Source organism: Mucilaginibacter sp. (genome assembly GCF_039921305.1).
GTDB lineage: Bacteria > Bacteroidota > Bacteroidia > Sphingobacteriales > Sphingobacteriaceae > Mucilaginibacter.
Window position 1 is genome coordinate 33,682 of record NZ_JBDSCA010000020.1, and the last position, 24,257, is coordinate 57,938.

General features: G+C 42.9%; 14 protein-coding genes. All 14 read right to left on the minus strand.

The genetic code is table 11. The features are described from left to right. Positions 1-29: 29 nt before the first annotated feature. Positions 30-1,061 (minus strand): substrate-binding domain-containing protein, encoded by a 1,032-nt coding sequence (locus tag ABIN91_RS04735; protein ID WP_348049003.1) that lies wholly within the window; start codon positions 1,059-1,061, stop codon positions 30-32. 129 nt (positions 1,062-1,190) lie between these two features. Then, positions 1,191-3,602, minus strand: a complete 2,412-nt coding sequence (gene galB, locus ABIN91_RS04740; RefSeq protein ID WP_348049005.1) for a beta-galactosidase GalB — start codon at positions 3,600-3,602, stop codon at positions 1,191-1,193. 3 nt (positions 3,603-3,605) lie between these two features. Further along, the gene (locus ABIN91_RS04745) at positions 3,606-4,757 is read right to left on the minus strand and encodes a glycosylase (protein WP_348049007.1); all 1,152 of its coding nucleotides are present in this window, start codon (positions 4,755-4,757) and stop codon (positions 3,606-3,608) included. Positions 4,758-4,761: 4 nt separating this feature from the next. Then, complete coding sequence (locus ABIN91_RS04750) at positions 4,762-7,524, minus strand: family 78 glycoside hydrolase catalytic domain (RefSeq protein WP_348049009.1); 2,763 nt, start codon at positions 7,522-7,524, stop codon at positions 4,762-4,764. Beyond that, positions 7,521-8,780, minus strand: coding sequence for an acetylxylan esterase (locus ABIN91_RS04755; RefSeq protein ID WP_348049011.1), 1,260 nt, complete (start codon positions 8,778-8,780; stop codon positions 7,521-7,523). The genes ABIN91_RS04750 and ABIN91_RS04755 overlap by 4 nt, the downstream gene beginning before the upstream one ends. A gap of 5 nt (positions 8,781-8,785) precedes the next feature. Then, on the minus strand, positions 8,786-12,370 hold the full coding sequence (locus tag ABIN91_RS04760; RefSeq protein WP_348049013.1) for a malectin domain-containing carbohydrate-binding protein: 3,585 nt from the start codon (positions 12,368-12,370) through the stop codon (positions 8,786-8,788). A gap of 13 nt (positions 12,371-12,383) precedes the next feature. After that, a complete protein-coding gene (locus ABIN91_RS04765) occupies positions 12,384-15,191 on the minus strand; it encodes a glycoside hydrolase N-terminal domain-containing protein (RefSeq protein ID WP_348049015.1) in 2,808 nt (935 codons plus the stop codon). 5 nt (positions 15,192-15,196) lie between these two features. Continuing rightward, a complete protein-coding gene (locus ABIN91_RS04770) occupies positions 15,197-17,944 on the minus strand; it encodes a hypothetical protein (protein WP_348049017.1) in 2,748 nt (915 codons plus the stop codon). Between the two features lie 17 nt (positions 17,945-17,961). Next, positions 17,962-19,533 carry a sodium:solute symporter gene (locus ABIN91_RS04775; RefSeq protein ID WP_348049019.1) on the minus strand — a complete coding sequence of 524 codons (1,572 nt, stop codon included), beginning with the start codon at positions 19,531-19,533 and terminating at the stop codon, positions 17,962-17,964. Between the two features lie 5 nt (positions 19,534-19,538). Next, positions 19,539-20,702, minus strand: coding sequence for a four-carbon acid sugar kinase family protein (locus ABIN91_RS04780; protein WP_348049021.1), 1,164 nt, complete (start codon positions 20,700-20,702; stop codon positions 19,539-19,541). After that, on the minus strand, positions 20,702-21,754 hold the full coding sequence (gene pdxA, locus ABIN91_RS04785; RefSeq protein ID WP_348049023.1) for a 4-hydroxythreonine-4-phosphate dehydrogenase PdxA: 1,053 nt from the start codon (positions 21,752-21,754) through the stop codon (positions 20,702-20,704). The genes ABIN91_RS04780 and pdxA overlap by 1 nt, the downstream gene beginning before the upstream one ends. Then, the gene (locus tag ABIN91_RS04790; protein WP_348049025.1) at positions 21,751-22,677 is read right to left on the minus strand and encodes a dihydrodipicolinate synthase family protein; all 927 of its coding nucleotides are present in this window, start codon (positions 22,675-22,677) and stop codon (positions 21,751-21,753) included. Before ABIN91_RS04790 ends, pdxA begins: the two co-directional genes overlap by 4 nt. 50 nt (positions 22,678-22,727) lie before the next feature. Then, a complete protein-coding gene (locus tag ABIN91_RS04795) occupies positions 22,728-23,882 on the minus strand; it encodes an iron-containing alcohol dehydrogenase (protein ID WP_348049027.1) in 1,155 nt (384 codons plus the stop codon). A gap of 24 nt (positions 23,883-23,906) precedes the next feature. After that, positions 23,907-24,257: glycosyl hydrolase family 65 protein (locus ABIN91_RS04800; protein WP_348049029.1), on the minus strand; the 351-nt coding region annotated here is incomplete at its 5' end.

Genomic DNA, 24,257 nt, shown 5'->3' on the forward strand with positions numbered 1-24,257 from the left:
GCTTTATAAAGCTGTTTAATATTTAGATTTTATAGCGAAGATCGTAGATTGATGGTGCAATCCAATTCAATCTGCTGCATCTTGTTATTCAATATCATACCGGCAGTTTGTAAACCCATTTGCTCAAAATTTGTTGATATGGTTGTTATACCATTCAAAATGTATTTTTTTAATGGTGTTTCATTGTACGATATTATACCTACATCTACCCCTACCCTCAATTTTATCTTTTTTATTCGTTCTATCAAGGTGATCAGGTCATTATCATCTAAACAAATAAAAACCTGTCCCTTGCTTATCTCTTCGTCTTTAATATAGTTTACTACTTTACGTTCAAAGGCATATTGCTGGCAAAATAATCTAAAGCCCTGGCTAATTTCGGCGGGAAAATAGCTATTGTGCGGAAATACCAATTTTATGGTATCATACTTACTTAATGGTTCTAATGCTTTTTCAAGAGCTTTATAAATATCTTTCTTAAAGTTTTCAATTACCGAACCAAAGCCACGTTCAATACCATTTAAGTTTTTATCCAAAAGTATCAGTTTATCTTTTGGGATGGTATTGATCAGTTGATGCGCTGTTTCGCCACCTTCGGAAAAATGTGGTAAAATAACATAATGAGAGTAACCTTCGCGCCGGGTATTGAGCAGCTTTTTAAATAATCCGAAATCGTTATTATAAACATAAAAATCTATGGCTACATTGTCGCCAAGGGCTTTGGTAAAGGTATCGTAAAAAGTTTTTTTATTGGTACTCAGCTTATTGATAAGCAAAAACACTTTATGTGGTTTTGCAAAATTACTGGCCGTTATATAATGCCCCTTGCCGGGGATGGATGATAAGATACCAAGCTTACGTAAATATCTGTATCCCCTGTCGGCGGTATCTTTTGATATTTCGAGGTGATAGGTTAATTCGTGAAGTGATGGTAAGATCTTGTCTTTATGTATTTTACCCGAAAAAACGGCCTCCTGTATGCAATTAGCCAGCTGTATGTATTTTGGTGTCGACGAAAATCCGTCTACATTGATGTAATCAAAAATGCTTTGCTGTTTCATAATTTCAGTTTTACTCCGGCTATGAGGAGCAGGTTATAACATTATAAAACTAACCTTGCAAACTGATGATTTCATATAGGCTTTTCTCCAAATGCTATACTATCTTACCACTGCTAAAAACACAATCGATTACCTGGTTTTTATTTTAATGCTTATTGATTTTAGCCCCACACCTTCGCCACTAATTGTTATTTCGCCTACCGAAGCTTTAGATTGCACTATTGCAAGACATAAACCATTAAACGCTTTGTGTTGCGATGCTTTAAATGGTTCAAGACTGGTTTGCTGGCCATTATCAACACCAACAACAACGCCCGGACCAACGATGCTAAATTTTAACAAATTATCAGCATCCGGAACTAAGTTGCCATCGGCATCTAACACCCTGGCGGTAATGTAAGAAAGATCGTTTCCGTTGGCTTTGATTAGGCTTCTATCAGCAATCAGTTCTATTTTAGCCGGCTTGCCTGCTGTTTTAACCTCTTTGCTCAATACAACTTTTCCGTTTAAATGGGATACAGCTTTGAGCGTTCCGGCCTGGTAAGGTACTTTCCATGATATATGCAGATCATCACCTTGTTTCTTTTTGATACCTAATGATTTTCCGTTTAGGTATAATTCAACCTCGTCGGCATTATTGTAGTAGGCCCAAACATCAACCACTTTACCGGGCTTCCAGTTCCAGTGTGGTAAAATATGTAAAACAGGTTTGTTTGTCCACTCGCTTTGGTACATGTAATACACATCCTTCGGGAACCCGGCCAGGTCAATTATGCCAAAATACGAACTGCGCGCAGGCCATGGATATGGTGTAGGTTCGCCTATGTAATCAAAACCTGTCCAAATAAAAAGTCCCGAAAGGAAATCGTATTTCTTGATGATCTTCCATGTTTTTTCATGCGTTGAGCCCCAGTATGCGGCTACATTATCGTATGCAGAAACCGTCATATCGGCATTGCCGTCGGTAAATTTTGATTTAGAATTATGCGGCCACTTTAGTGTGGTATCAGATACGGGATCATAATGCCCCCTACTCTCTAAGGCCGACATGGTTTCGGTAGCGATAAATTTTTCGCCGGGGTAGTTTTTAGGGAAATCGGCATAAGCTTCTTGATGATAGTTTAAACCGACCAAATCCAAGGCATGTGATTGATAAATAAAATTCTTTTTAGGATTATTCTCGCTTAAAGCAGACGTTACCGGGCGGGTTGCATCAAGGCTTTTTACAATGCTGACCAATTCTTTAGCAATGGTTATACCTGTGCTATCAAACTGCTCACGAATTTCATTCCCGATACTCCAAATGAATACGGACGGGTGATTTCTGTCGCGTTTGATCTGATCTATCAAATCTACCCTATGCCATTCTTTCCAGTCTCTATAATAATCAAATTTGTTCTTCTTTTTGGCCCACATATCAAAGGCTTCATCCATTACTAAGAAGCCTATTTTGTCGCATAGGTCTAAAAACTCTGGTGCGGGTGGATTATGTGCTGTGCGGATTGCATTACAGCCCATTGCTTTTAGTATTTGTAGCTGGCGCTCAATAGCGCGGGTGTTAACCGCTGCGCCTAATGCACCCAAATCATGATGCATACAAACACCTTGTATTTTGAGTGGTTTCCCGTTCAGGAAAAAACCTTTTTTAGCGTCGAAATTGAACGAGCGGATACCAAAAGTTGTTGTGTAAGTATCAACTATCTTATCTCCTTCTAATATTTGGCTGATTACTTTATACAGATAAGGCCTGTTTACCGACCAAAGTTTAGGATTTAATACATTCAAACTGTCAATTATTGTACATCCGGCCAGCAAGCCCATATCAGGAAGTTTTGATTTAGTCGACTTAACCAAGCGACCGGATTGATCTATAATAGTAGTTTTTAGAAATGTTTTGCCAAAACTGGCGCTATCTATAGTAGTTTGAATTTTCACCACTGCCAGTTCACTGGTTATTTTGGAAGTTGACACAAAAGTAATCCAAGGTTTGGCGGCATGATGAGATGTTGTCACCAGCCAAACATTACGATATATACCCGAACCTGTGTACCAACGAGAATTGGGTTGCTCGGAGTTATCAACCTTTACAGTGATAACATTAAGTTGACTACCGAAATGTAGGTAACCCGTTAAATTATACCGGAAAGAGATATAGCCATTGGGCCGTTTACCTAAAAAATGGCCGTTTATCCAAACCTGGCTGTTTTTATAAACGCCATCAAAGTCAATAAATACAGCTTTACTGGCTGATGATGTGGGTAAAGTGAACGTTTTGCGATACCAGCCTATACCGGTTGGCAAAGCACCTTCGTTGGTTGTTGAAGTTGCTTTTTCATCAAATGAACCCTCGATGCTCCAATCGTGAGGTAGGTTTAATTTGCGCCATTGGCTATCATTAAATCCGGGTTTGTATGCGGTACTATCATTACCTAAAAAGAACTTCCAGTTTTGGTTGAAATTTTGTGAAGGCTGATGATTTTGTGCCGTGACAACAAAAACATTGAACAGCAATACCAAACCTAGATATAATTTAAGCCTCATGATTTATTGTTTTAACGAGCGTGCTTTTGATGGTGGTGGCGCAATAAAGTGCAATGTGCTATTACCCATATCTTTTGATGTAGCAACGGCAATGCCACGCTGATCGGCTTTGTTTACCGCGCAATAATAATGATACACTACGCCTTTGTATTTAACCACGAAGGATTTATGAGCGAATTGCCCATCGTTCACTTCGGATGATTTGATGAGGTCTTCACCCGTCCAATCTGTCCAGTTGATCAGATCATAAGAACAGGCGAAACGGTTAAAAGCGCCGCCTTTCTTTTCCCAGGTGGGGCCCGATGTTGACCAAAATGCACCAAAGTAGAACATCACCCATACATCGCCTATCTTTTCAATGTTCGGATCGCCGGTAATCCCCGCGCCATGGTTGAGCACCGGATCTTTCCGGTTACGGATCCAGTGCGTCATATCATTTGATACGGCCAGGCCGATACGTTCGGCACCGCGTTTTTTGTTTACGCTATCACCATTGGCATTATAATACATTAAAAACGGATAGCCTGTGGTTTTGGCCTTATCCCAAATTACGGTTTCTTTATACAATGTATGATTATCCCACCAGCTAACATTGGCATCATTTGCCATTAATACAGGTTTGCCCAATGTTTTCCACTCGTGCGGAATTGATGGGTCTTTCTGGGTACATGCCACGCTGATGGATAGCATTCCCTTTTCGTAACCACTATCATGGCCACCAAAGTACGACAGCCAGTATTTGTTATCGTATTTTTGCAACTCGTAGCTTCCGCCCCATTTGGTATCCTGCAAGGCCGGATAGCCTGCCCGCTGATTCAAATCCCAGGCGCTGGTATCTTTGGGGAAGGACAGGATTCGACCCTGTGTTTTCCAGTTCAACAAATCACTGCTTTTAGCTATCCAGGTTTCGTAACCACGGCCGTTGAATAAAATATACGTCATGAACCAACTGTTACCCTTGCGAAAAACCGTAGGGCAATCAATTTTTTTACTATTGCTATCAGGCACCATCACCATGCCGTATTTGTAGGGGGTTTTTACCTCTTCGTAAATTTCTTTCATTTTGGCATCCGGAACTTTATTTTTTTCGGATTGGGCAAAACCTTTTGTTAAAAGCATGCTGATCATCAGCAACAATAAATATCCTCTTTTCATAAATTTACTCTGTAACTTTAAAATGGTATACGCCCGAACCAACATTGATTATAGCGCTCTCACCACTATTTTTATAACCGGTTACAGGCTTGCCATTATCTGTAATTTGCGCCATTGCTTTGGCGGGAAGGTGAACTTCGGCAGTAGTATTTGCTGGTATCTCAACAGTAATATCAAAACCCTTTTCTGATTTTTTCCAGTCGCTTTTAATTATGCCATAGCTTGAATGATAACTACCTTTTGCCGATGTGATATTACCCACAGGTTGCGGATGGATTACTATTTTATTGAAAGCGATGGCATCATCGGCGGGCTTTATCCCGGCCAAACCGGCGTAAAACCATTCCATTAAATGCCCCAGCATAAAGTGATTATTGGATACCCCCGATAACGCCTGCCACGATTCTGTTAAAGCTGTAGCGCCTTTGGCTAATTGAAAACCATATCCTGGCACATCAGAACGGTTATTCATATCAAATATCACATCAGAGTGGCCTTCGTCATCCAGTACTTTTAGTAAGTAGCGATAACCGATATCGCCAGCAGTTAAACTGTTATTGTGGCTTTTTAGCTCTTTCACAATATTATCTACAACGGCGGCTTTGTATTCGGGTTCAACCAGTTTCATGTAAACTGATATGGCATTGGCGGTTTGGCTGCCGGTATCGTATTGTTTGGTTGCTTTGTTAAAAAACTTATTGTTGAAGGCCGTTTTAACCTCGGCGGCAAGTTTGGTGTATTTAGCTACATCGGTAGGTTTGTTGAGCATTGATGCTATCTTGCTCATGATGGTGAGATCATAATAAAAGATGGCTGTTGATGTAACGCCTTTAGATGTTAATTGCGCAACGCCGGGGTGTTGCGGGCCCAGATCGTACCAATCACCTAAACCTTCGGTTAAAATATGACTGGCCGATTGCTTGTTCAAATAGTCTACATAGCGCTGCATCATGCTGTAACTATCAGCTAAACCTTGCTTATCGCCATACCACTCATACATGTACCAGGGTAATAATATACTGCTGCTACCCCACTCGGGCGAATCGCGGAAGCCACCGCCGAACACGGCGTACTCGGGGGCTATTTCGGGTACAAGGCCATCAGGTGTTTGAGCCTCGCGCATGTCATTAATTATCTTTTTGAATAAGGATGCAAGGTTGTAATTGTATTGCAAAGAATTACCCATCAGGTGATCCTGCTCCAACCAACCCAGTTTTTCGCGATGAGGGCAATCGGTTAGCGTACTGGCCATATTACTTTTTATCGACCAATCTATCAAAGTATTAGTTTTATTGAATAAATCGTTTGAGCAGTTAAACTCACCCACCTTATCGGTCGCGTTACGGGTGTGCAGGGTTTGGATGCTAATAATTTGCGGCAAGTTAGCAGGGTTGCTTTCCTTTTGAGGAACAGCGCCTTTAACCTGTATGTATCTCAAACCGTAATAGCAAAAGCGGGGTTGCCATGTTTCTTCGCCATCGCCTTTTAAAACGTAGGTATACCAGTGGCCATAACCATATTTACCAGCAACACCTGTATTTTTTTGTGTAGCGATGCCATCTTTATCCAATAATTCGGATGGAACGATGAGGATAGAATCTCCCTTTTTCCCCCTTACGGTGATCTGCGGTATGCCGGATGCATTTTGCCCCATATCAAATACCCATATGCCGGGTTTAGGTTGCGTTGTATTTTTAGGAGTAAACTTTTCGAATACTTTTAATGGTTGTTGCGATTGTGGATTTAACAACGCTGGGCCTTCAACTTTAATAGCATTTTGCCATTGCTGATCGTTAAAGCCGGGTGCATCCCAACCTGATCGTTCTTTTGTAGCATCGTAATCCTCACCACCATAAGTTGCCGAAAATGTAATGGGGCTGGGCGTTACCTTCCATGATGTGTTGCTGATGATGTTTTCGGATGTGCCATCCTGATATTCTATCAATAATCGGCACATCATTTTGGGATAACCGTAGGCTAAGGTCAATTTACGATAGCGCCCGCTTGGGGTAAAGTAAAAACCATTACCTAACATTATGCCGATTGCATTTTCGCCGGTTTTAAGCTGATTGGTAATATCAAAGGTTAGGTACTGTGCTTCCTTTTCATAATTTACCCAACCGCCATCCATAAAATGATCGCCAACTTTTTTACCGTTCAGGTTCATTTCAAAGTGGCCCAAACCGGATATAAACATGGTAGCATTTCTTACCGGTTTAGTTACTTTAAAACTTTTTCGCAATAAGGGTAAAATATCAGAGCCCGGTGAGTGTTTTTTATCGCCAGTCCTTGGGGTAGGCAATATTTTCATAGAGTCGGGCATATCCTGATAGGCTATCCAATTGGCTCCCTTCCAATCGACACTATTTAATAATCCCATTTGCCATTGTGCAATAGCGCTCCACGAAGAATTATGGCCTTTGTTATCAGATACAGCTACCCGCCAATAATACTTTTTTGACGATAGTAAAGGAGCACCTGAATAAACAATCTGAATAGATGAACCGGAGTTTATCTTTCCGGAATCCCATACATTACCAATCCCTTTTTGCAAAAGTGTAGGCTCATCTGCCACCAGAATATGGTAAGCGGTTTGCATTACATTACGCTCTGGTGAAGTTATTTCCCAGCTTAATTGTGGTTCGGGTACAGCTATCCCTAACGGGTCAACACTGTACTCGCACTTTAAATTGCTCACTTTTAATACCTGCGCAAATGTACTTATCGCGATAAAAGCAAATAAAAGGATCAGGCTAAACTTCTTCATTTCTTAAGGTATTTATCGGCAAAATTGAGATACTGTATCCAATCGTAATCAGTAACATTATGCCCACCGGGGCGTACGTGATAGGCTATGCGACCTACCGATGGCGTATTTAACGCGGGCCAGGTGGTAGCGGGTAAGCCATTGGTACCTAATAACCTGTAAACCGGGTCGGCACCCTTTGCGCCCCAAAATTCGGCTTCGGGATTTGAATTGGTATCGTCTTTTGCACTGGCAACGTATACCGGACGTGGCGCGATCAATGAGATCATCATGTGCTGATCGAACGGCAAGATAGAATCCAGCCCCATGTACTTTTTAAAATTGCCACAAAACCAATGCGGAAACTTGCTGCATATCCGGGTTATTCTTTCGCCGCTTGTATAGTGGAACAGTTTGGCCCCACCAGCGCCTGATTCATTACTGATCACCAGGGGAAAACGTTCATCTGTAGCACCGGCCCACAGCGCGGCCTTGCCTAATCGCGAAAAGCCAAATACGGCTACGCGTTTGGCATCAATAGCTTTATCGGTTTCTAAATAATCTAATATCCGGCTCAGCCCCCATGCCCAGGCAGCTACGGTTGCAAAGTTATCGCCACGGTTTTGCAGTTCTGGGTATAGCGCTTGCACTCCATTTTTAAAGCCATCATCAAAATCAGGGTCAATATCGCCACGGTAAACTGTGGCTACGGCATAACCTTTATCAATGATCATTGCTAAGGGCCATTGCCCGGCATCAATACCACGGGTAGCTTCGGTTGCCCTGTTATTGACTACGCCTTTGGTTTTATCAAACCAACTTGTACTCATTTTAATTGCAGGGTCGAGGTTTACCGATTGATTGCCATCAAAATTTAGTCCCACAATAGCGGGCGCATGTTTTATATTGTTGGGGATATAAAGCAAAATATCCATTTGCGGACCATCTTCTTTCCCATTAAAATAAACGGTTATTTGTTTGCGGGTAGCTTTGCCATTTAAGGCTTTGCTCTCATTATCAAAAACCTTAAATGTCATGTCAGCAGGTTTGCCTGGTGATTGGCCATACATTTCTTTTTTGAAAAATTTAATAAGCTCTGGCCTGCGCTGGGTTTTCCATTGTTTAGCTGTGGTAACCTTGGTACCGTTGTTCATGGTAAGCACATCGGGTATAGTTATGCCATTAACCATTTGCTGTGCAGAAACATTGCCTGCCAATAGAAACACAAGCAGCAATAAAGTTATGCTACAAGTACGATGATATTTTTTGCTGATCATTTTCATTATTGCACCTCCAGGCCCGAAATTGTTAATCCTACAGCATCAACAGCCGTTAATACTATTTTATAATTACCTGCATTTATGCTTGTACCCGTTGTGGTACCTGCTGTTTTCCATTTATCGGGTACGGTTTTACCAAAACTTAATGTGGCGTCCCGCATAACGGTACCATCGGCAGCCAATAATTGCATACGTGCCGTTAATGTGTTATCAGTTGTGTTGGCATATTTTATCCGTAACTCGTGCGATTCGCCTACGCCTGTTGATATATTCCATTCTACGCGCGAGCCTTCAGTTTTAATCAGGATGCATTTTCGGTCACTCACATCAATCATTACCGCGCCAGTATCGGTGAGTATGGCCACCTGAGCCTTATATGATATTGTTGGTTTCAGATCGGTTGCCGGCTCCATCTGGGTAAGGGGTTGTACGGCTATTATGTACATTAATGCCTTATCGGGATTATTGCCTAATACAACTTCGGCACCAGCTTTAAAACTTTTGTGATATATATTAAAGCTATTGCCACCGTTGGCATCGTTACGCATTATGGTTTTGGTATTGTCGTAATCCTTCAGCCAGTATGGCACTTGCTTTACAACTTCATCTAACCCGATATAAACATCGGCATCAGTACTAACTGTAAATTTGGCTGATGTGTTTTGATTCCCTTTCGGTGTTCTAATCCATTCTGCACCATATAAGTTGGAGGGTAACTGTGCTATTTCGGTTTGATCGTTGGCGTATTGCTTATCGCCGAGATCTAACCATTTTTGGGCCAACCAGCTATTACTTTGTGATTCATCAGCAACTATCAGGGTTTTAATAACTGATTCTGAAGCATTGGCTGCAACAGTTTCCTTATTAACTGAAGCTATCGCGATAGCTGATATGATAGCTTGTCCGGATTCTACATGCGGGAAGTTAATGGTTAGATGACCGCCTGTTACGTGTGTTTTAATCACTTTTTTCAATGCCTGATCGTATCCTGCTTCTTTAAAGATATCCAGATTTTTGATCATGGTTTTATTGTTGATGGCCACATCAAATAATCGCCATCCGGTGCAATCCATTCCACCGCCTATGCCATACCAGGGTTCGGTAAAGTAAAGTTCGATGGTATAATCACCATCGGGAACGGGGAAATCGTATTTTAATTTATCCAAGCCATAACGGAAAGTTTGGAATAGTTTGAAATCATTAGTTCCTTGTATTTTATCAAATGTGCGGCGCTGACTGCCAAACATGGCTGGCATGCCGGGGAAATCATTAGTCCATGAAGTTGAGCCCCATGTTTTGCTGTTGTTTTGATGCACATCGGCCATCCAAACATTATTGAACTGATCGGTATAATCCGGGCCACCGCAATTAACACGGTAGAGATATTTTAGTTCGGTAGATGGTTTAAGTGATACTTTATTGCCTTCAACTAAATCTTTAAAATGTGGCGCATCGGGCAAATGGTTTAGTATGACGTGATCTTCAGCAACTTTTTTACCCTTTACATAGCCAACCGCGTAAAGCACATTATATTGAATATTAACCCTATCCCATTGGAAATGGGTACCAATACCCCGATTTTTCTTTTTGCCAAATGATTCGTGGTTTACATCGTTAAACAGCTCTATCTCATCACAATTGGAATACACACAAGCACTATCACGTGTGCCCGGCGAAAGCCACCTATCGGGCCAGGTATGTGATACGATGTATACCATTGGCTCTTTATCTTTTGGCGCGTAATTAGAGCGGTATAAATAAAAAGCATCGGTAGGTTCGCCCCACGGTGTAAACAGGCCTTTATAGTTGATGGGCCCTATCCTATCCAGTTCCCGTAAACCTTCACCAGCTTGTATCCTGCCCGGGTTTTCGTGCGAGGTTAGAAGCCATTGAAAATGCCCGGCAACTTTATCTTTAACCAATTCGGCTAATCGGATCTTGGTTTCCATCAGGGCATCCAACCTGTTTTCGCTTAATGTACTGTTTTGAATGAAAGGCCCTTCGGTATGTGAATCAATACTGCGCCATGCGCCGTATTCGCCTACCAGAATTTGTTTTTGCAGATCGTCGGCATAGGTTAAGGGATTGCCGCCATATGTGCCTGTCCAGTTTTGAGGGACATCCCAATCGGTACCTTTACCACCGTTACAAGTGGTTATTTTGCGCTGCGATGATGCGGTTGGATCAAGCTTGCGGATGATATCTGAACATTCCTTCGCAAAATCTTCGGGTAATTTACTCTCGTTTTGTAAGCCCCATAATATATTGGATGGGTTGTTGCGGCGCTCTTTAACCCAATCAACTAATAGCGCTTTAAAGTTTTTACGAAACTCCGGCGTATCATACCAAATATGGGCCGTAAACTGCGGCCACCAAAGGATACCCTGTTCGTCCCAATATTTTTGATATTCCAGGTTGTGCGGTTGGTGCGCATCGCGGAAAGCATTAAAACCTGCGGCTTTAACCTGCATGGCACGTGTGCGAATTTGAGCGTTACTAAAGGCATGGCTGTTGCCCATCATATGCTCATACTCGGCTGTACCATTAATAAAAACGGATTTGCCATTTAACAGAAATTGTTTGTTATTCCCCTTTCTGTCAATTGGCCAGCTTATCCATCGGATACCATAATCGGTACTAACCTGATCGTTCAGTTTTACACCTTCGATCACTTTGGAAACCATTTTGTATAAATATGGCTGCCGTAGCGACCATAAGTTAACATGCGTAAAACTAAGTTTTTGTTTAAAAACGGTTGAAGTATTAGCCGATACGTTTTCTTCACTGCTCACCTCGGCAACCACAATTCCGCGGGCATCAATCAGCCTGTTAATTACCTGGATCTTTTTAGACTTAGCGGTATAATTTTTAACCTCGGTTTCGATATTCAGATCGGCAGATTTTAGGGAAACGGTAGTATCGTTCCAGATATGAACGCCGAAAGGTTCTATCCTTACGGGATCGGTCATGATCAGGTGAACCGGGCGGAAGATCCCCATCGGCTGTGAGCCTTCGGAAAAACCAACCTCGTCTGATGCGCCGCCACATACCCAGGGTAAATCCAGTATCTTTTCGGGGTGGTCTGCTTTAACGGCCAATATATTCGGCATGTTTTTAAGCAGATACTTGCTTACCTCTAAAGTAAACGTGGTACGCCCGCCAGCATGATGACCCACTAATTTACCATTAAGCCAAACTGTAGCGTATGAGCTAACGCCCTCGAAATACAAAAAGTAAGCTTTATCGGCAGCTATATTTGCCAATGTAAAAGTGGTTCGATACCAGGCATAGCCGTGTTTATCGCCATGTTTTAACCGGCGGTAACCTTCGTACGTGTCCCAATTATGGGGTATAGTGACTGATTTCCAGTTAGCGGTATTGAAAGCTGATTGCTCAAACCCCTTGTAAGCATCGGTATTACTATCATTGGCAATGGTTAGCCAGTTGTTGTTTAGGAGAATATCTTTACGGATACCGCTTTGAGCAAAACCATCTGCGGCAAACAATAAACAAAGTATGGCCAACCAAAAGCTTTGATAAGCCTTTACCCGCACTGTTTGATATTGATTTACCTGATATGCCATCATCAACTAAGATAGCCTAAATGGCTTTTAAATCGCCGTTTAACTGATATGTTTTTCCTTTTACAGTTTTGAAATTGTAACCTGCTTTACCATATTTTAAATGGCATTCATTACCTGTTTTAGAAATAACCTGTACCTGTTGTAGTTTACCATTTTGCCATTTAATGTTTAATACAAAGCCTCCCCGGGTACAAATACCTTTGAGTTCGCCATTGGGCAAAGCGGTTGGTAAAGCCGGCAGCAAATCAATGTATCCTTGCTGACTTTGAACCAGCATTTCGGCAATGCCCGCCGCGCCACCAAAGTTACCATCTATCTGGAATGGCGGGTGCGCATCAAACAGGTTGTGGTAAACCCCTCCCCGTTCTTTGGCTGAGCCATTTTCGGCAACACTTAGTAGTTTATTGACCAGAGTCATAGCGTGATCGCCTTCTTTAAAACGCGCCATCAGGTTTACTTTCCAGGCCAGGCTCCAGCCCGTGCCATCATCGCCACGGTATTGGAATGACTTCTCGGCGGCATGCATCAGGGTTGGTGTTGCATCCCAGGTAATATCCGTTCCGGGGTAAACACCCCATAAGTGCGAAACATGGCGGTGGGTATCGGCGGTATCATCTTTATCTTCCATCCACTCTTGTAACTGGCCGTATTTGCCAATTTGGTTGGGCGCTATTTGTTTATATTTTTCTTGTAATATTTTACGGAATGGTTCGTCGGTTTTTAATACTTCGGATGCTGCGATGCAGTTTTTAAACAGATCGCGGATGATTTGCCTGTCCATTGTTGGGCCCGCAACCAGACCGCCATGCTCAGGTGAGTTGGACGGTGTACTAATGAGATAACCGGTTTTAGGGTCTTTAACCAGGGTGCTTACAAAAAACTCGGCGGCACCTTTAATTTCGGGATAAACTTGTTGTAGAAAGATCTTATCCTGCGTGTATTGGTAATGTTCCCATAAATGACGGGTTAGCCATGCTGCCCCACCTTGCCAAATACCGTGGTTAGAAGCATTGATAGGTGCCGTGCCCAACCAGATATCAGTATTGTGATGCAGTATCCATCCGGGTGCATTGTAATGGATCTGTGCGGTTTGGTGGCCTGTTTGGGACAGATCGCTAATCATCCGGAACAACGGATTAATGCAGGCTGAAAGATTTAACTGCTCGGCCGACCAATAATTCATTTGCAGGTTGATATTGGTGGTGAACTTACTACCCCAGGGTGGTGTGATCTGATCGTTCCAGATGCCTTGTAAATTGGCGGGAAGTTTACTATCAGGACTGGAGCATGCTATTAACAGGTAACGGGCGTATTGTATATAAAGGCTGAGTAAGCCGGGATCATCAGTGGCATTGAATAGTTTGATGCGCTCGTCGGTTGGTAGTATTTCATTTTTACCTGAACCTAAATCAACGGAGAATGGATTAAAATAATGCTTGTAATCATTAACGTGAGCCAACTTAACTTGTGTATAGGTTTTGGCCTGGGCAGATACAATACGTTGTTTTGCTATGGTGTTGGCATCTGCTGATATATCTTTATAGTTTTTGAAATTGGTTGCCGCTGCCAAATATAAGATCACATCATCGGCATTGCTAACCTTGATCTGCCCGTTAACTACAGTGATCTTCCCCCCTTTTGCATCAGCATATAAATAGGCAGCGCCTTTTAAAGCGCCCTGGTTTACCTGCACATTTAACGCAATAGTATGGGCATTAATTTGTTTTACTGATGATAACTTATGGAGCGTGTTCAATAAGGCATCAAAACTGATTTGGCCCGGTTTATCAGCTTTGATGTGAATGGCGATGGTTTTATCGGGAGCGCTTGCAAAGTATTCGCGGGTAAAGTTTATGCCCTTGCTGGTATAGGTTACGTTGGCCAGAGCTGTTCTTAGATCAAGTGAGCGTTGGTAATTGGTGACCTCGCCAGTGTTTTTAAAGTTGAGGTACAGATCGCCGAAAGGCTGGTATGATGCCTGGTATGATGGATATGTCGGTGGGTTATCATCCTGCACCCAATACTGCCATTCGCCGTTTAGTTGGATTGGCTCTAATATTTTATCAGACTCTAATGGTTTAATTGTTAATTCTTTAGCCGCACTGGTTAAACCACCTTTATCATAATAGTTAATTACTTGTATAAGTATCTCATTAGCACCCGCATGCCAAAGCGTTTTGGGAATGCTATACTGGCGGTAAGTTGTCCCCTGAGTTGCGCCAACCTGTTTGCCGTTAACATAGGTAATATCTGCATCGCGGATGCGGCCCAGGCTCAATATCAAGCTTCTACCTTCCCATTTATCCGGTACGTTAAACTTTGTTTTAAGCCAAACCGCGCCATCAACACCTTCAAGCCCGGGTACTTTTTCCCAGCCTTGTTCGGTTGGCAGGGAAATCTTTTTCCAGGCAACATTGCCCGCGGGTTGTTTTAGCGATTGTACTTTTTTAACCCAGGCGGCAGAATCAACGGAATAAGTACCTTCCTGATCTTTAGTGCCCATAAAGTATTTTCCTGCTAAAGCTTCGGCCTCGGCTTGTTTGCCTTCAAAAAGCAGTTTTCTGATCTGTGGGAGATAGCTCGCGGCGCCTTCGCGCTGGTATTTGCGTGGGGCACCCGTCCAGAGTGTTTGCTCGTTAAACTGGATATGATCGGAGTTTACGCCGCCGAATATCATCCCGCCAAGGCTACCGTTACCTATGGGTAAAGCATCGGTCCATTTTTCGGCAGGTTTGTTATACCATAATTTAAGGGGCTTTTGCTGCGCGGTTGCAACTTCTGAAAATATCAGGCCTACAACCAATATATTTAAGAGCCTTTTCATGTTTATTAATTAAAAAGTGCATCAATCTTACGGTTTGCGCCACCTTTATTCATAGCCGCATCATAAACGGGCAGTGTTGTGTTGGCATCAATAAAACCCAATACAAGGCACTCCCCTTTGGCTAATGTTAGCGTATGCGTACCCGCGGCGAAACTATAAGCGTGAATATTTACTGCCGGCATATCAGTAAATACAATAGCGTTGCCTATCTTAATTTCGGCCTGACCGTAATCATTGGCACTGGCATCATTCTCCAAAGTTGGCTCGGCTGAGTAGTTTTTACCTTTCTCTTTAAAGAAACCCACCAGTAGTTTAACGGGTTTATTGGTGGTGAATTTTAGGGTTGTTCCGCTTGCTATTTGTTCTTTTTTAGATAAGCGGATGCCTTTTAAATCTTTTAAGATCCCATCATAAACATTGGCAATCAAATTGGTGTCGGCGTATATTGATGTTTTGTTAGCCAGGGTATAATTGTCTTCGTTTTTTGAAAGCCAGGTTACATTGGCTGGCGTTAAAACTTGTTCTTTCACGTCAGACTTTTCGCCCTGATGTAATTTTAACGAATCTACATTTTTAGTGAATGTTTTTAGCTCCTGCTCATATTTGGGCAATAGCTCAACCCAGGTTTTATTTTTACCATCGTTACCGCCGATAGGTATTTTGCGCTGACCAGTTTGCATGCTATTGGCATACAAGTAGGTATCGCTGGTTAAATTACTTAACTTTTTGAAATGATTAACACTGCTTTGCAGGTATGGGATAGCTTTTTGCAGATCGGCCAGGTTGTTTGAGTACTTGTAGTTTAACACCAATAACGCTGCCTGTGCTTTATCGGCATAAAAATTAGCTAATTCGTTATAGCAGTACATGTCATTCTTTAACCTTTTGAATTCTGCCTTATCAGCTTTAACTCCCGACCCGGCAGCATTGATGGCAGCAACGGCAGCTTTACCTTCGGCTATTACATCGTTTATTACGGTAACGGGCGTTTCGCCAACATGTGGTTGGTGTTTGAATTCTTTTTCGGCGTATTCGGCAAGTGCCTCACCTTCGGGGCCTTCGGAGTTGTAGAGTAATGTGAACAGACCATACCTTTCGGGATTAACCAACTGGCTCATAAACATGCCTAAAGTTAAGGTTTGGCGGTTACCATCGGTAATACCAAAACGCCTTAACAGCTTGGGTGCTATTTCGCCCGATTGCTCGTAGGCTTCTAAAATATTGGCGCTGCTTTTTGTATCGCAAGCATATTTTTCGGCCAATTGCTTATCCCAGTAAACTTTTTCGGCTTCGCGGTCGCGGTGGCAGTTCCATGAGTAACGTGCCCACTCTTTGTACCAGATCCAATCCCTATCCATTTGCAACAAGCGTGTACCGGCTTTATCAGCAGTATAAGGCCAGTCCCAATATGATGCTTGCGGATAAATATGCAAGCCATTGGCTTCGTAAGTGTTATGCATGGCCAAAACACATTTCTGTATAAAATCTGCCGAGCCATAACGGAAGGGTTCAAGATTGGCCATGATGTGGATATTCTCGATTTGTACACTCCCTAAGTGGCTTAATGTGCGATGCAATTCGGCCCAGGGACCACGTGGGGTGTAAGTGGTTAAGGCCTCGCCGGTGTATTTGGCTTCGGTATATAAGTTTTTGTAAAGCGGTAATGCATACTTCATTACATTTGGCGCATCGGTATCGTGAGCGCGTAATACGATGGGGGGCTCTTCGGTTTTACCTAAAGCTTTCAGGCCATCTTTAACACCGGGGACTATGGTTTTTGTAAACCATTCAACATCATCATTACCAACACCTTCCATAGCTTCGCCTAAACAAACCATTAAACCTACATTGGGATATTTTTGTACAAAGGCGGCTATTGATTTGCGGGTGTAATCGGCGATAAGCGGGACAATTGGGCGGTTCCTGTCTTGTGTTTTGATGTTGTAATGCTCGGCAAATGGTTTGGATACGTAGATGTTGTAGAACATTTGGATTATCCAGATACCACGTTTGTCTGCTTCCTGGGTTAAGAATTTGAAGATCTCTTCGTTCTTTTTGAAGGTCTCGTCGCTTACTTCAACAGCGAATGGGTATTCTTTTAAACGCACTAAGGAGGCGAAAGGATGGCCATTCCATAAATAAAGTGAGTTCATGCGGTTATCAACCATCTGATCGAGGTATTTGACCCACATCGCTTTATCGTAAAACCAGGGGAAGGTTTCGGGCGTGTATGGGTATTCGTAAACACCGCGACCGGGTAAATAGGTTGGCTTTTGCATGCCTATGCAGGCACCGCGCAATACCATTTCGGGATGATCCGTTTTGGAGATCTGGTTTGGGAGCTGGCCTTTATCTTTGATCTCATCTGCAACTTCGATACAACCATAAAGTGCACCTGAGTTGTCTAAACCTTCGATCACTATATTGTTTTGAGCTGAGGATGAAATTGAAAAACCTTCTTTGTGGAAAGCTATTTTTTTCATTGGCAAATGCCAGGCTTTTACCGCTTTGAGCAATATATCATTACCGGTAATACCTACTACAATGGTTCTGCCGCTTGCGGGAAGTTGATGAGCGTTATTGACTTTATACCCTATCGCTGTTAAAGCTTTAGTGAGTTTGCTTGCCCCGAAGCTAACCCGTACAGGGCTATTTATCGGAGTAACGATAGTTATTGATTGCTTTGTATCCGCGAAAGCGGCTGAGAAAAACACAACACCTAATACCAACAAAGTTATCTTCAATCTTCTCATCACAAATAGTATTAGTATTATCCCTTCAGTTCGGCAGCTATTTTTCTGCGCTTCTCGAGCCAGCCGCTAAATAGCAGGTTTTTATTGAGGTTAGGTTTTGGATAGAATAAGCTGGCTACATAGCCTACAGCTATCACAATTATATGGCTGTAAACGCCTAACATGTATTTGTGTTGCTTAAAGTTATAAACGCCTAAATCGAGCAAAATATGTTTGTCTTTACCTAAACCTATTTTGGTTGAAGTTAAAAAGGCATAGGCGGTAAACAACACACAAACTAATACGCCTATCAATAAGCCTTGTCTGTTAGCCCGTGAACTGAATAATCCCAATAAAAACATACCGGCAATACCGCCGGAGAAGATGGAGTATAGGGTAAATACGATACCCAGAACACCTTCATCGCCAGCCATTAAATACAGGGATGCGATGCCGATGGCACCTAAACCGCCTGCTACAATTATCCAGCGGCCAGCTTTAAGGTATTGTACATCTGTTTTTTTAGGGAAGGCGCGTTTATAATAATCTTCTACACCTATCGCGCCAAGGCAATTCAAATCGGAACCTAAACTTGAGATAGCGGCTGAGATCAACGCTGCCAAGATCAAGCCTACCACGCCCGGAGGCAGGTTAGTCATGATAAAATATGGAAAAACCGCATCGGGGCGCATGCCTGCGGGTAATGGGTTTTGTTTGTAGAATACGAATAGCGCTGTACCGATAAACATGAACAAGGCCCAAAGCGGAACGGTTAGCCCTACTCCTAATAAGGTAGCTTTGATGGCCGATTTATCGCTTTTAGCTGTTAAATAACGTTGCACCATGGTTTGATCGGTACCATATTTTTGAATGGCGTAGAAAACGCCATTGATAGCCATTACAATAAAGGTGAGCTTTTTGAAATTGAAATCGTAAGGGCCAAAGCCTGTTTTACCGTTACTTTGCGCAATGTGCCACACTTCGGCGGGGCCACCTTTTAGGGCGAACAGTAAGATAACCAGCGACACTACACCGCCAATAATTAACAGGAAGCCCTGAATTACATCGGCCCATATAACAGCCTCAATACCACCTATTAATGTAATAAATACAACCACTAAACCTATCACCCAGATGATGAGGAAGGTGTTAGCGCCCGTCATGTTGGACAAGGCCAGCGCGAGCAGGAAAAACACGGTTCCCATTTTGGAGAAATGTGTGAGCACGAAAGCTATGGAGCTATACAGGCGGGCAAATACGCCGAAACGTTTTTCAAAGTATTCGTAGGCACTCAGGCCGATAACTTCGCGGTAAAGCGGAACGATGAACCATACCATGAATAACAGCACAACAGGCACCATAAGCCCCTGTACAAGCAAGATCCAGTTGGACGAGAAGCCCTCGCCGGGATAGGCCAGGAAAGTAACACTGCTCACCAGGGTTGCCATAAGCGACATACCGATGGCCCATGAGGGTATAGTACCCGCCGAAACAAAGTATTTAGCGGTGGAATTTTGATTACGCCCAAAGCGTAGCCCTACCCCCAGCGAAGTTGCGAGTGAAACAACAATGATGAGATAATCAACTAAGTGCAAAGTTTCTTTATGCATAACTGCTAATATGAAGTATACTGACTGACCGACTGCGGCCAGGCGTAACTTCCAGGTTTTATGGTTATATATAATTCCGAATCATCATCGGCACTCATCCTGATCACGCCCAGAGCCAATTCTTCAACAGGATATAGTTTTGCTATACCCAATTGTTTTAGTATGGCTGCCGCGGTTGAACCTCCTTCTATCAACAATTCGTTAATATGGATCTGTTTACAAACCATGTTAACTATGGTGGCTGTTTTTTGGCGGAGCAAACGGCTTTGGCTACTCTTTATTGAATTGTGAGGATCAATAGCTATAATGGTTTTGCCAAATTTAGTAATATCCGCTACAATCCGATCGCACCATTGGAGATATTCTTCCTCATTAATTTCGCTTTCGCGGATGATATTTGCCGGCATGTAACTCACGGGAAAACCATCGTCTTTCAACTTCCTTATGGCATCAGCGCTTTTTTTGAAAGCGGTTCCAGAAACGATCAGGACAGGTTGTTCAAACGACCGTGCCTTTTTTTGCTGTGATTGCTCATCGGGGATAACAACCTTATCCAGCAAGGCTGTGAAAAAATTAGCGGCCCCGGCAATAATCATGTTACGGTTAACACGGTTTGTCCATGCTTTTAAATCGTTGTGATCCGCGGCATCGCCAACTACTATGCCTTCAAAGTTGAGCGTTTCTGTATGTTTTTGCGATGATATTTTGATGCCCTTACCATCCAACAGTTCAATCACCGATGATGATTGAACGGGAAAATCAGGATCGGTGGCAAAATTGCTTTGATGCAAAGGCTGGCCGTTTAAAAGGTATTGGCCATTCACAATGGTTCGACCTAATCCCGGATTAGCCGGAACCAATAACGCGCGTGTATGACTTAGCTTTTGGATATGCGCCAGTAATTCTTCGGCAACATAGCCTCGTAAAACGGAATCAACCTTTTTGAAGATGAGTGTAGGATTGAGTTTAACTACTTGTTCGGTAACTCTTTCCATTTCGGCCACAGCCTCGTTTTTGGTCATGGAGCGGGTATCTGTGGCGATAACCAACAGGTCGGCCTTCGATTGCAGATTCACGCTGGTATTCACCTCAACCTTGAGGTTGTAGCGTAACCCTATGCCGCCTAATTCGGCAGCACCGGTAAAATCGTCGGCTATAACTATGATCATTAAGCGGTTACCTTTTTACTATCGCCCTGATGTTTATACAACTGCACTGCCGATTCGATAGCCAACACCATAGCATCTGGACTGGCCACGCCTTTACCAGCTATTTCAAAGGCTGTACCATGATCTACCGATGTACGGATGATTGGTAAGCCCGTAGTGATGTTAACGCCTTTAACGCTATCCATTTGCTTTTTCTCGGAGTTCCATTTAAAGCCTGAGAGCTTAAACGGGATATGCCCCTGATCGTGATACATGGCTACTACGCCACCGTAATACCCTGTGGCCGCTTTGGCAAACATGGTATCGGCAGGTACGGGGCCTTCTACATCGTAACCTAATCTTCTGGCTTCTTCTACAGCAGGCAATATTTCGAGGTCATCTTCGGTTCCAAACAGACCAGAATCTCCCGCGTGAGGGTTTAAACCGGCTATGCCAATTTTTAGATTAGTAGCACCTAATTGGATCATGCCGTTATACAGCAGTTCGGTTACTTCTAAAATTCGTTCTTTTTTAACCAGATCACAAGCCTCACGGAGCGAAACATGGGTTGATACGTGTATCACCCTCATATTATCTTCAACCAATAACATAGCATACCTTTTGGTATTGGTTAAAGTGGCATATATTTCGGTGTGCCCGGCAAAATGGTGACCTGCTTCGTTGATAGATTTTTTGTTGATGGGGCCGGTTACCGTAGCATCAATCTCTCCTGCCAAAGCAAGTTCAATTACTTTTTTTACGGACTGGAACGCCGCTTCGCCACAATTGGCAGATATTTCGCCAAATTTTAGCTGGGTTATATCGGTATTACCTAGGTCGAATACATCAATAGTTCCAAACTCAAATTTGGCCTGGTTAACATTGCTGATGCGGTTTAAAGCGATATCAATGTTCAATATATTTTTGATCTGATCGAAAACATCATAATCACCAACCAATAACGGCTGGCATATATCGTACAGATCTTTATTTAATAGCGCCTTTAAAGCGATCTCGGGGCCTATGCTCGCCGGATCGCCCATGGTAATGCCGGTTATGGGTTTTAATCTCATATGCTGATCTTTAGATTTAAACCTTCGTTTTTTAAATACTCGTGTAGCGCTTTGATAATGCCTGCTTCTTCGTTAGCTGATTGAGGCTGTAATGGCGGCATTACGTATTGCTGGCATATTCCGGATTCGTGCATTAATACTTTAAGCGCCCAAAGGGATTCGCCTAATAAGCGATCGGCCTGGTAAAGTTTGCCCACCGCGTCCGATTTTTTTTGGAGTTCGATAACTAATTCGCGGTTGTCTGCTTTTAGAGCTTCCATCATTTCGCAATAAATGCCGGGGAAGAGGTTACCTGAACTTGGGATCAGTCCATCAGCACCACTTAAAAGCGCATCGGCAGAGCGTGCCGCCCATCCTAAAAAGTAACTAAAATCTTCGCGCTGGCTCCATAGTTGTAATGATTCGTTTAAGCGTTCATCACTCCGTTCAGAATCTTTTACACCAACGATGTTGTCGTGATAGCTTAATTCGTCAATTAATTTAAGCGGTACCGACATATGGGTTGTTGCCGGTATGTTATAAATAATGAGCGGTCCGCCGCATTGATCAGCCAATTGCTCAAAATATTTTTTCATCTGATGATCAGACAGTTTATAATACGATGGCAAGTGCGCGGCTACGGCATCCGCATTGTTATCAAAGGCAAATTTGGATAAGGCTACCGACTCTTCAAAGCTGTTTGAAGCAACGCCAACGTATAACTTTTCGCCAGTTTGTTTTAAGCTGCCTGCCAATTTAATGTAATCATATTTTACAGCAACAGGTAAAGATGCCGCTTCGCCGGTTGTGCCTAAAATAAAAGGAGACACATTATTAGCACGAAAATTGGCAAACATATTTTTAACCCCTGCTTTATCCAACTCATAGCTATCCGTGAGTGGCGTTATTGCCGGGATGATCACACCATTATATTTTTTTTCCATCAATTTGTATTGTAATGTCAGTTTTTACAATTATTTCTTTTCTATTTCTGTTAGTATGCCGCGTTGTAAATATCCACCGCATCGGCGTAAGTAACTTCGCGCGGGTTATTTTTTAGCAGGCGGGTTATTTTCATGGCGTTTACGGCCATTTCGGGTATTGCGGTTTGTGGTATTTGTACATCCCGTAGCCTTGCGGGGATGCCGCATAATGCTGTTATCTCTTCTATTTTGGCAATTCCGGCTTTGGCGGTTAGTTCATCTGTAGCTTGTGGCTCACATCCTAAAGCGATGGCAACCTGCGCGTATTTGTTTACCGCTGATGGGTAATTAAATTCCATTACATAAGGTAGTAACAAGGCATTTGACAGGCCATGCGCCAGGTTAAAACTGCTGCCCAATGGATATGATAACGCATGTACCGCCGCTGTATTCACCGGGCCTAAGCAAAAGCCACCCAACAGGCTTCCCATCGATACTTGTGAGCGCGCATGTTCGTCGGCGCCGTTTTTTACAGCCTGAACGATGTTGGCCGCTATCAGGCGGATGCCTTCGATGGCGTACATATCAATAAAGGGATGCGCAAATTTGTTGGTGTAGGCTTCGATACAGTGAATCAGGGCATCTAAACCGGTAGCGGCTGTGATATGCGGTGGCACGCTCATGCTGAGCAATGGATCGACATAAACAATATCGGGAACCAAAAACGGGCTGATGATACCTTTTTTCTGATGATCGCTATCATCGACCAGAATGGCGTTGGGAGATACCTCGCTGCCTGTACCTGATGTTGCCGGGGCACATATTAATGTTTTGGTACGGCCCTTTAGCAAGCCAATACCTACAATTTCGTTTAATGATTGTGTGTTATTTAACTGGGCGGCAACCAGTTTTGCTACATCAAGCACACTACCGCCACCTATGCCAATTACAGCATCCGGATCTGCCTGGGCGGCTATGAGCATCAGCTTTTCAAAATCATTGTAGCCTGGCTCCTGCTCTATATCGGTATTGATGTGTACTTTGATATTTTTGCTTTCCATATCAGCAATTAGGTTTGCAAGCTGATTGAGTATGGGTTTAATGGTAACAATTAAAACTTTAGTACAGCCCAAACCTTGCAGATCATCGGCCAAAGCTGAGATAGACCCGTTACCGAATGTGAGTTTTCGTGGAAAATGGATAGTTAAGTTTTGAAGGTTACTCATTAATGTTTTATTCTGTATTTGATTTTACTTTTGGGCTGGCAGGTTAACTAAAATGTGCTTCAACGTTTGGCTTTGTGCTAACTTTTTACCGTCGGCATATACTAACATACCCTTACCTGCTCCGTATTTTGTGCCGGTTTTATCCCAAACTATGGTAATGTTACGGCCATGATAGCTTACCTTATCTAACATGAACCAGTTCCACTGGCCTTGCGGGATAAGCGGATAAATTTCTAATACCTGATCGGCACGTGGTTTTATTCCTACGAGATCGTTAATGATCAAGTCGGCATAGCTGGAATGGTTGTAGAATGTGCTGCGCGGGTTATCGCCTTTTAGCCATTTGCCATTTTTTTCGTCCTGATATTCACCGAT

Coding starts and splice junctions, on each gene's coding strand:
- ABIN91_RS04735 (WP_348049003.1), bottom strand. CDS start 1,061: ATGAAACAGCAAAGCATTTTTGATTACATCAATGTAGACGGATTTTCG.
- galB (WP_348049005.1), bottom strand. CDS start 3,602: ATGAGGCTTAAATTATATCTAGGTTTGGTATTGCTGTTCAATGTTTTT.
- ABIN91_RS04745 (WP_348049007.1), bottom strand. CDS start 4,757: ATGAAAAGAGGATATTTATTGTTGCTGATGATCAGCATGCTTTTAACA.
- ABIN91_RS04750 (WP_348049009.1), bottom strand. CDS start 7,524: ATGAAGAAGTTTAGCCTGATCCTTTTATTTGCTTTTATCGCGATAAGT.
- ABIN91_RS04755 (WP_348049011.1), bottom strand. CDS start 8,780: ATGATCAGCAAAAAATATCATCGTACTTGTAGCATAACTTTATTGCTG.
- ABIN91_RS04760 (WP_348049013.1), bottom strand. CDS start 12,370: ATGATGGCATATCAGGTAAATCAATATCAAACAGTGCGGGTAAAGGCT.
- ABIN91_RS04765 (WP_348049015.1), bottom strand. CDS start 15,191: ATGAAAAGGCTCTTAAATATATTGGTTGTAGGCCTGATATTTTCAGAA.
- ABIN91_RS04770 (WP_348049017.1), bottom strand. CDS start 17,944: ATGAGAAGATTGAAGATAACTTTGTTGGTATTAGGTGTTGTGTTTTTC.
- ABIN91_RS04775 (WP_348049019.1), bottom strand. CDS start 19,533: ATGCATAAAGAAACTTTGCACTTAGTTGATTATCTCATCATTGTTGTT.
- ABIN91_RS04780 (WP_348049021.1), bottom strand. CDS start 20,702: ATGATCATAGTTATAGCCGACGATTTTACCGGTGCTGCCGAATTAGGC.
- pdxA (WP_348049023.1), bottom strand. CDS start 21,754: ATGAGATTAAAACCCATAACCGGCATTACCATGGGCGATCCGGCGAGC.
- ABIN91_RS04790 (WP_348049025.1), bottom strand. CDS start 22,677: ATGGAAAAAAAATATAATGGTGTGATCATCCCGGCAATAACGCCACTC.
- ABIN91_RS04795 (WP_348049027.1), bottom strand. CDS start 23,882: ATGAGTAACCTTCAAAACTTAACTATCCATTTTCCACGAAAACTCACA.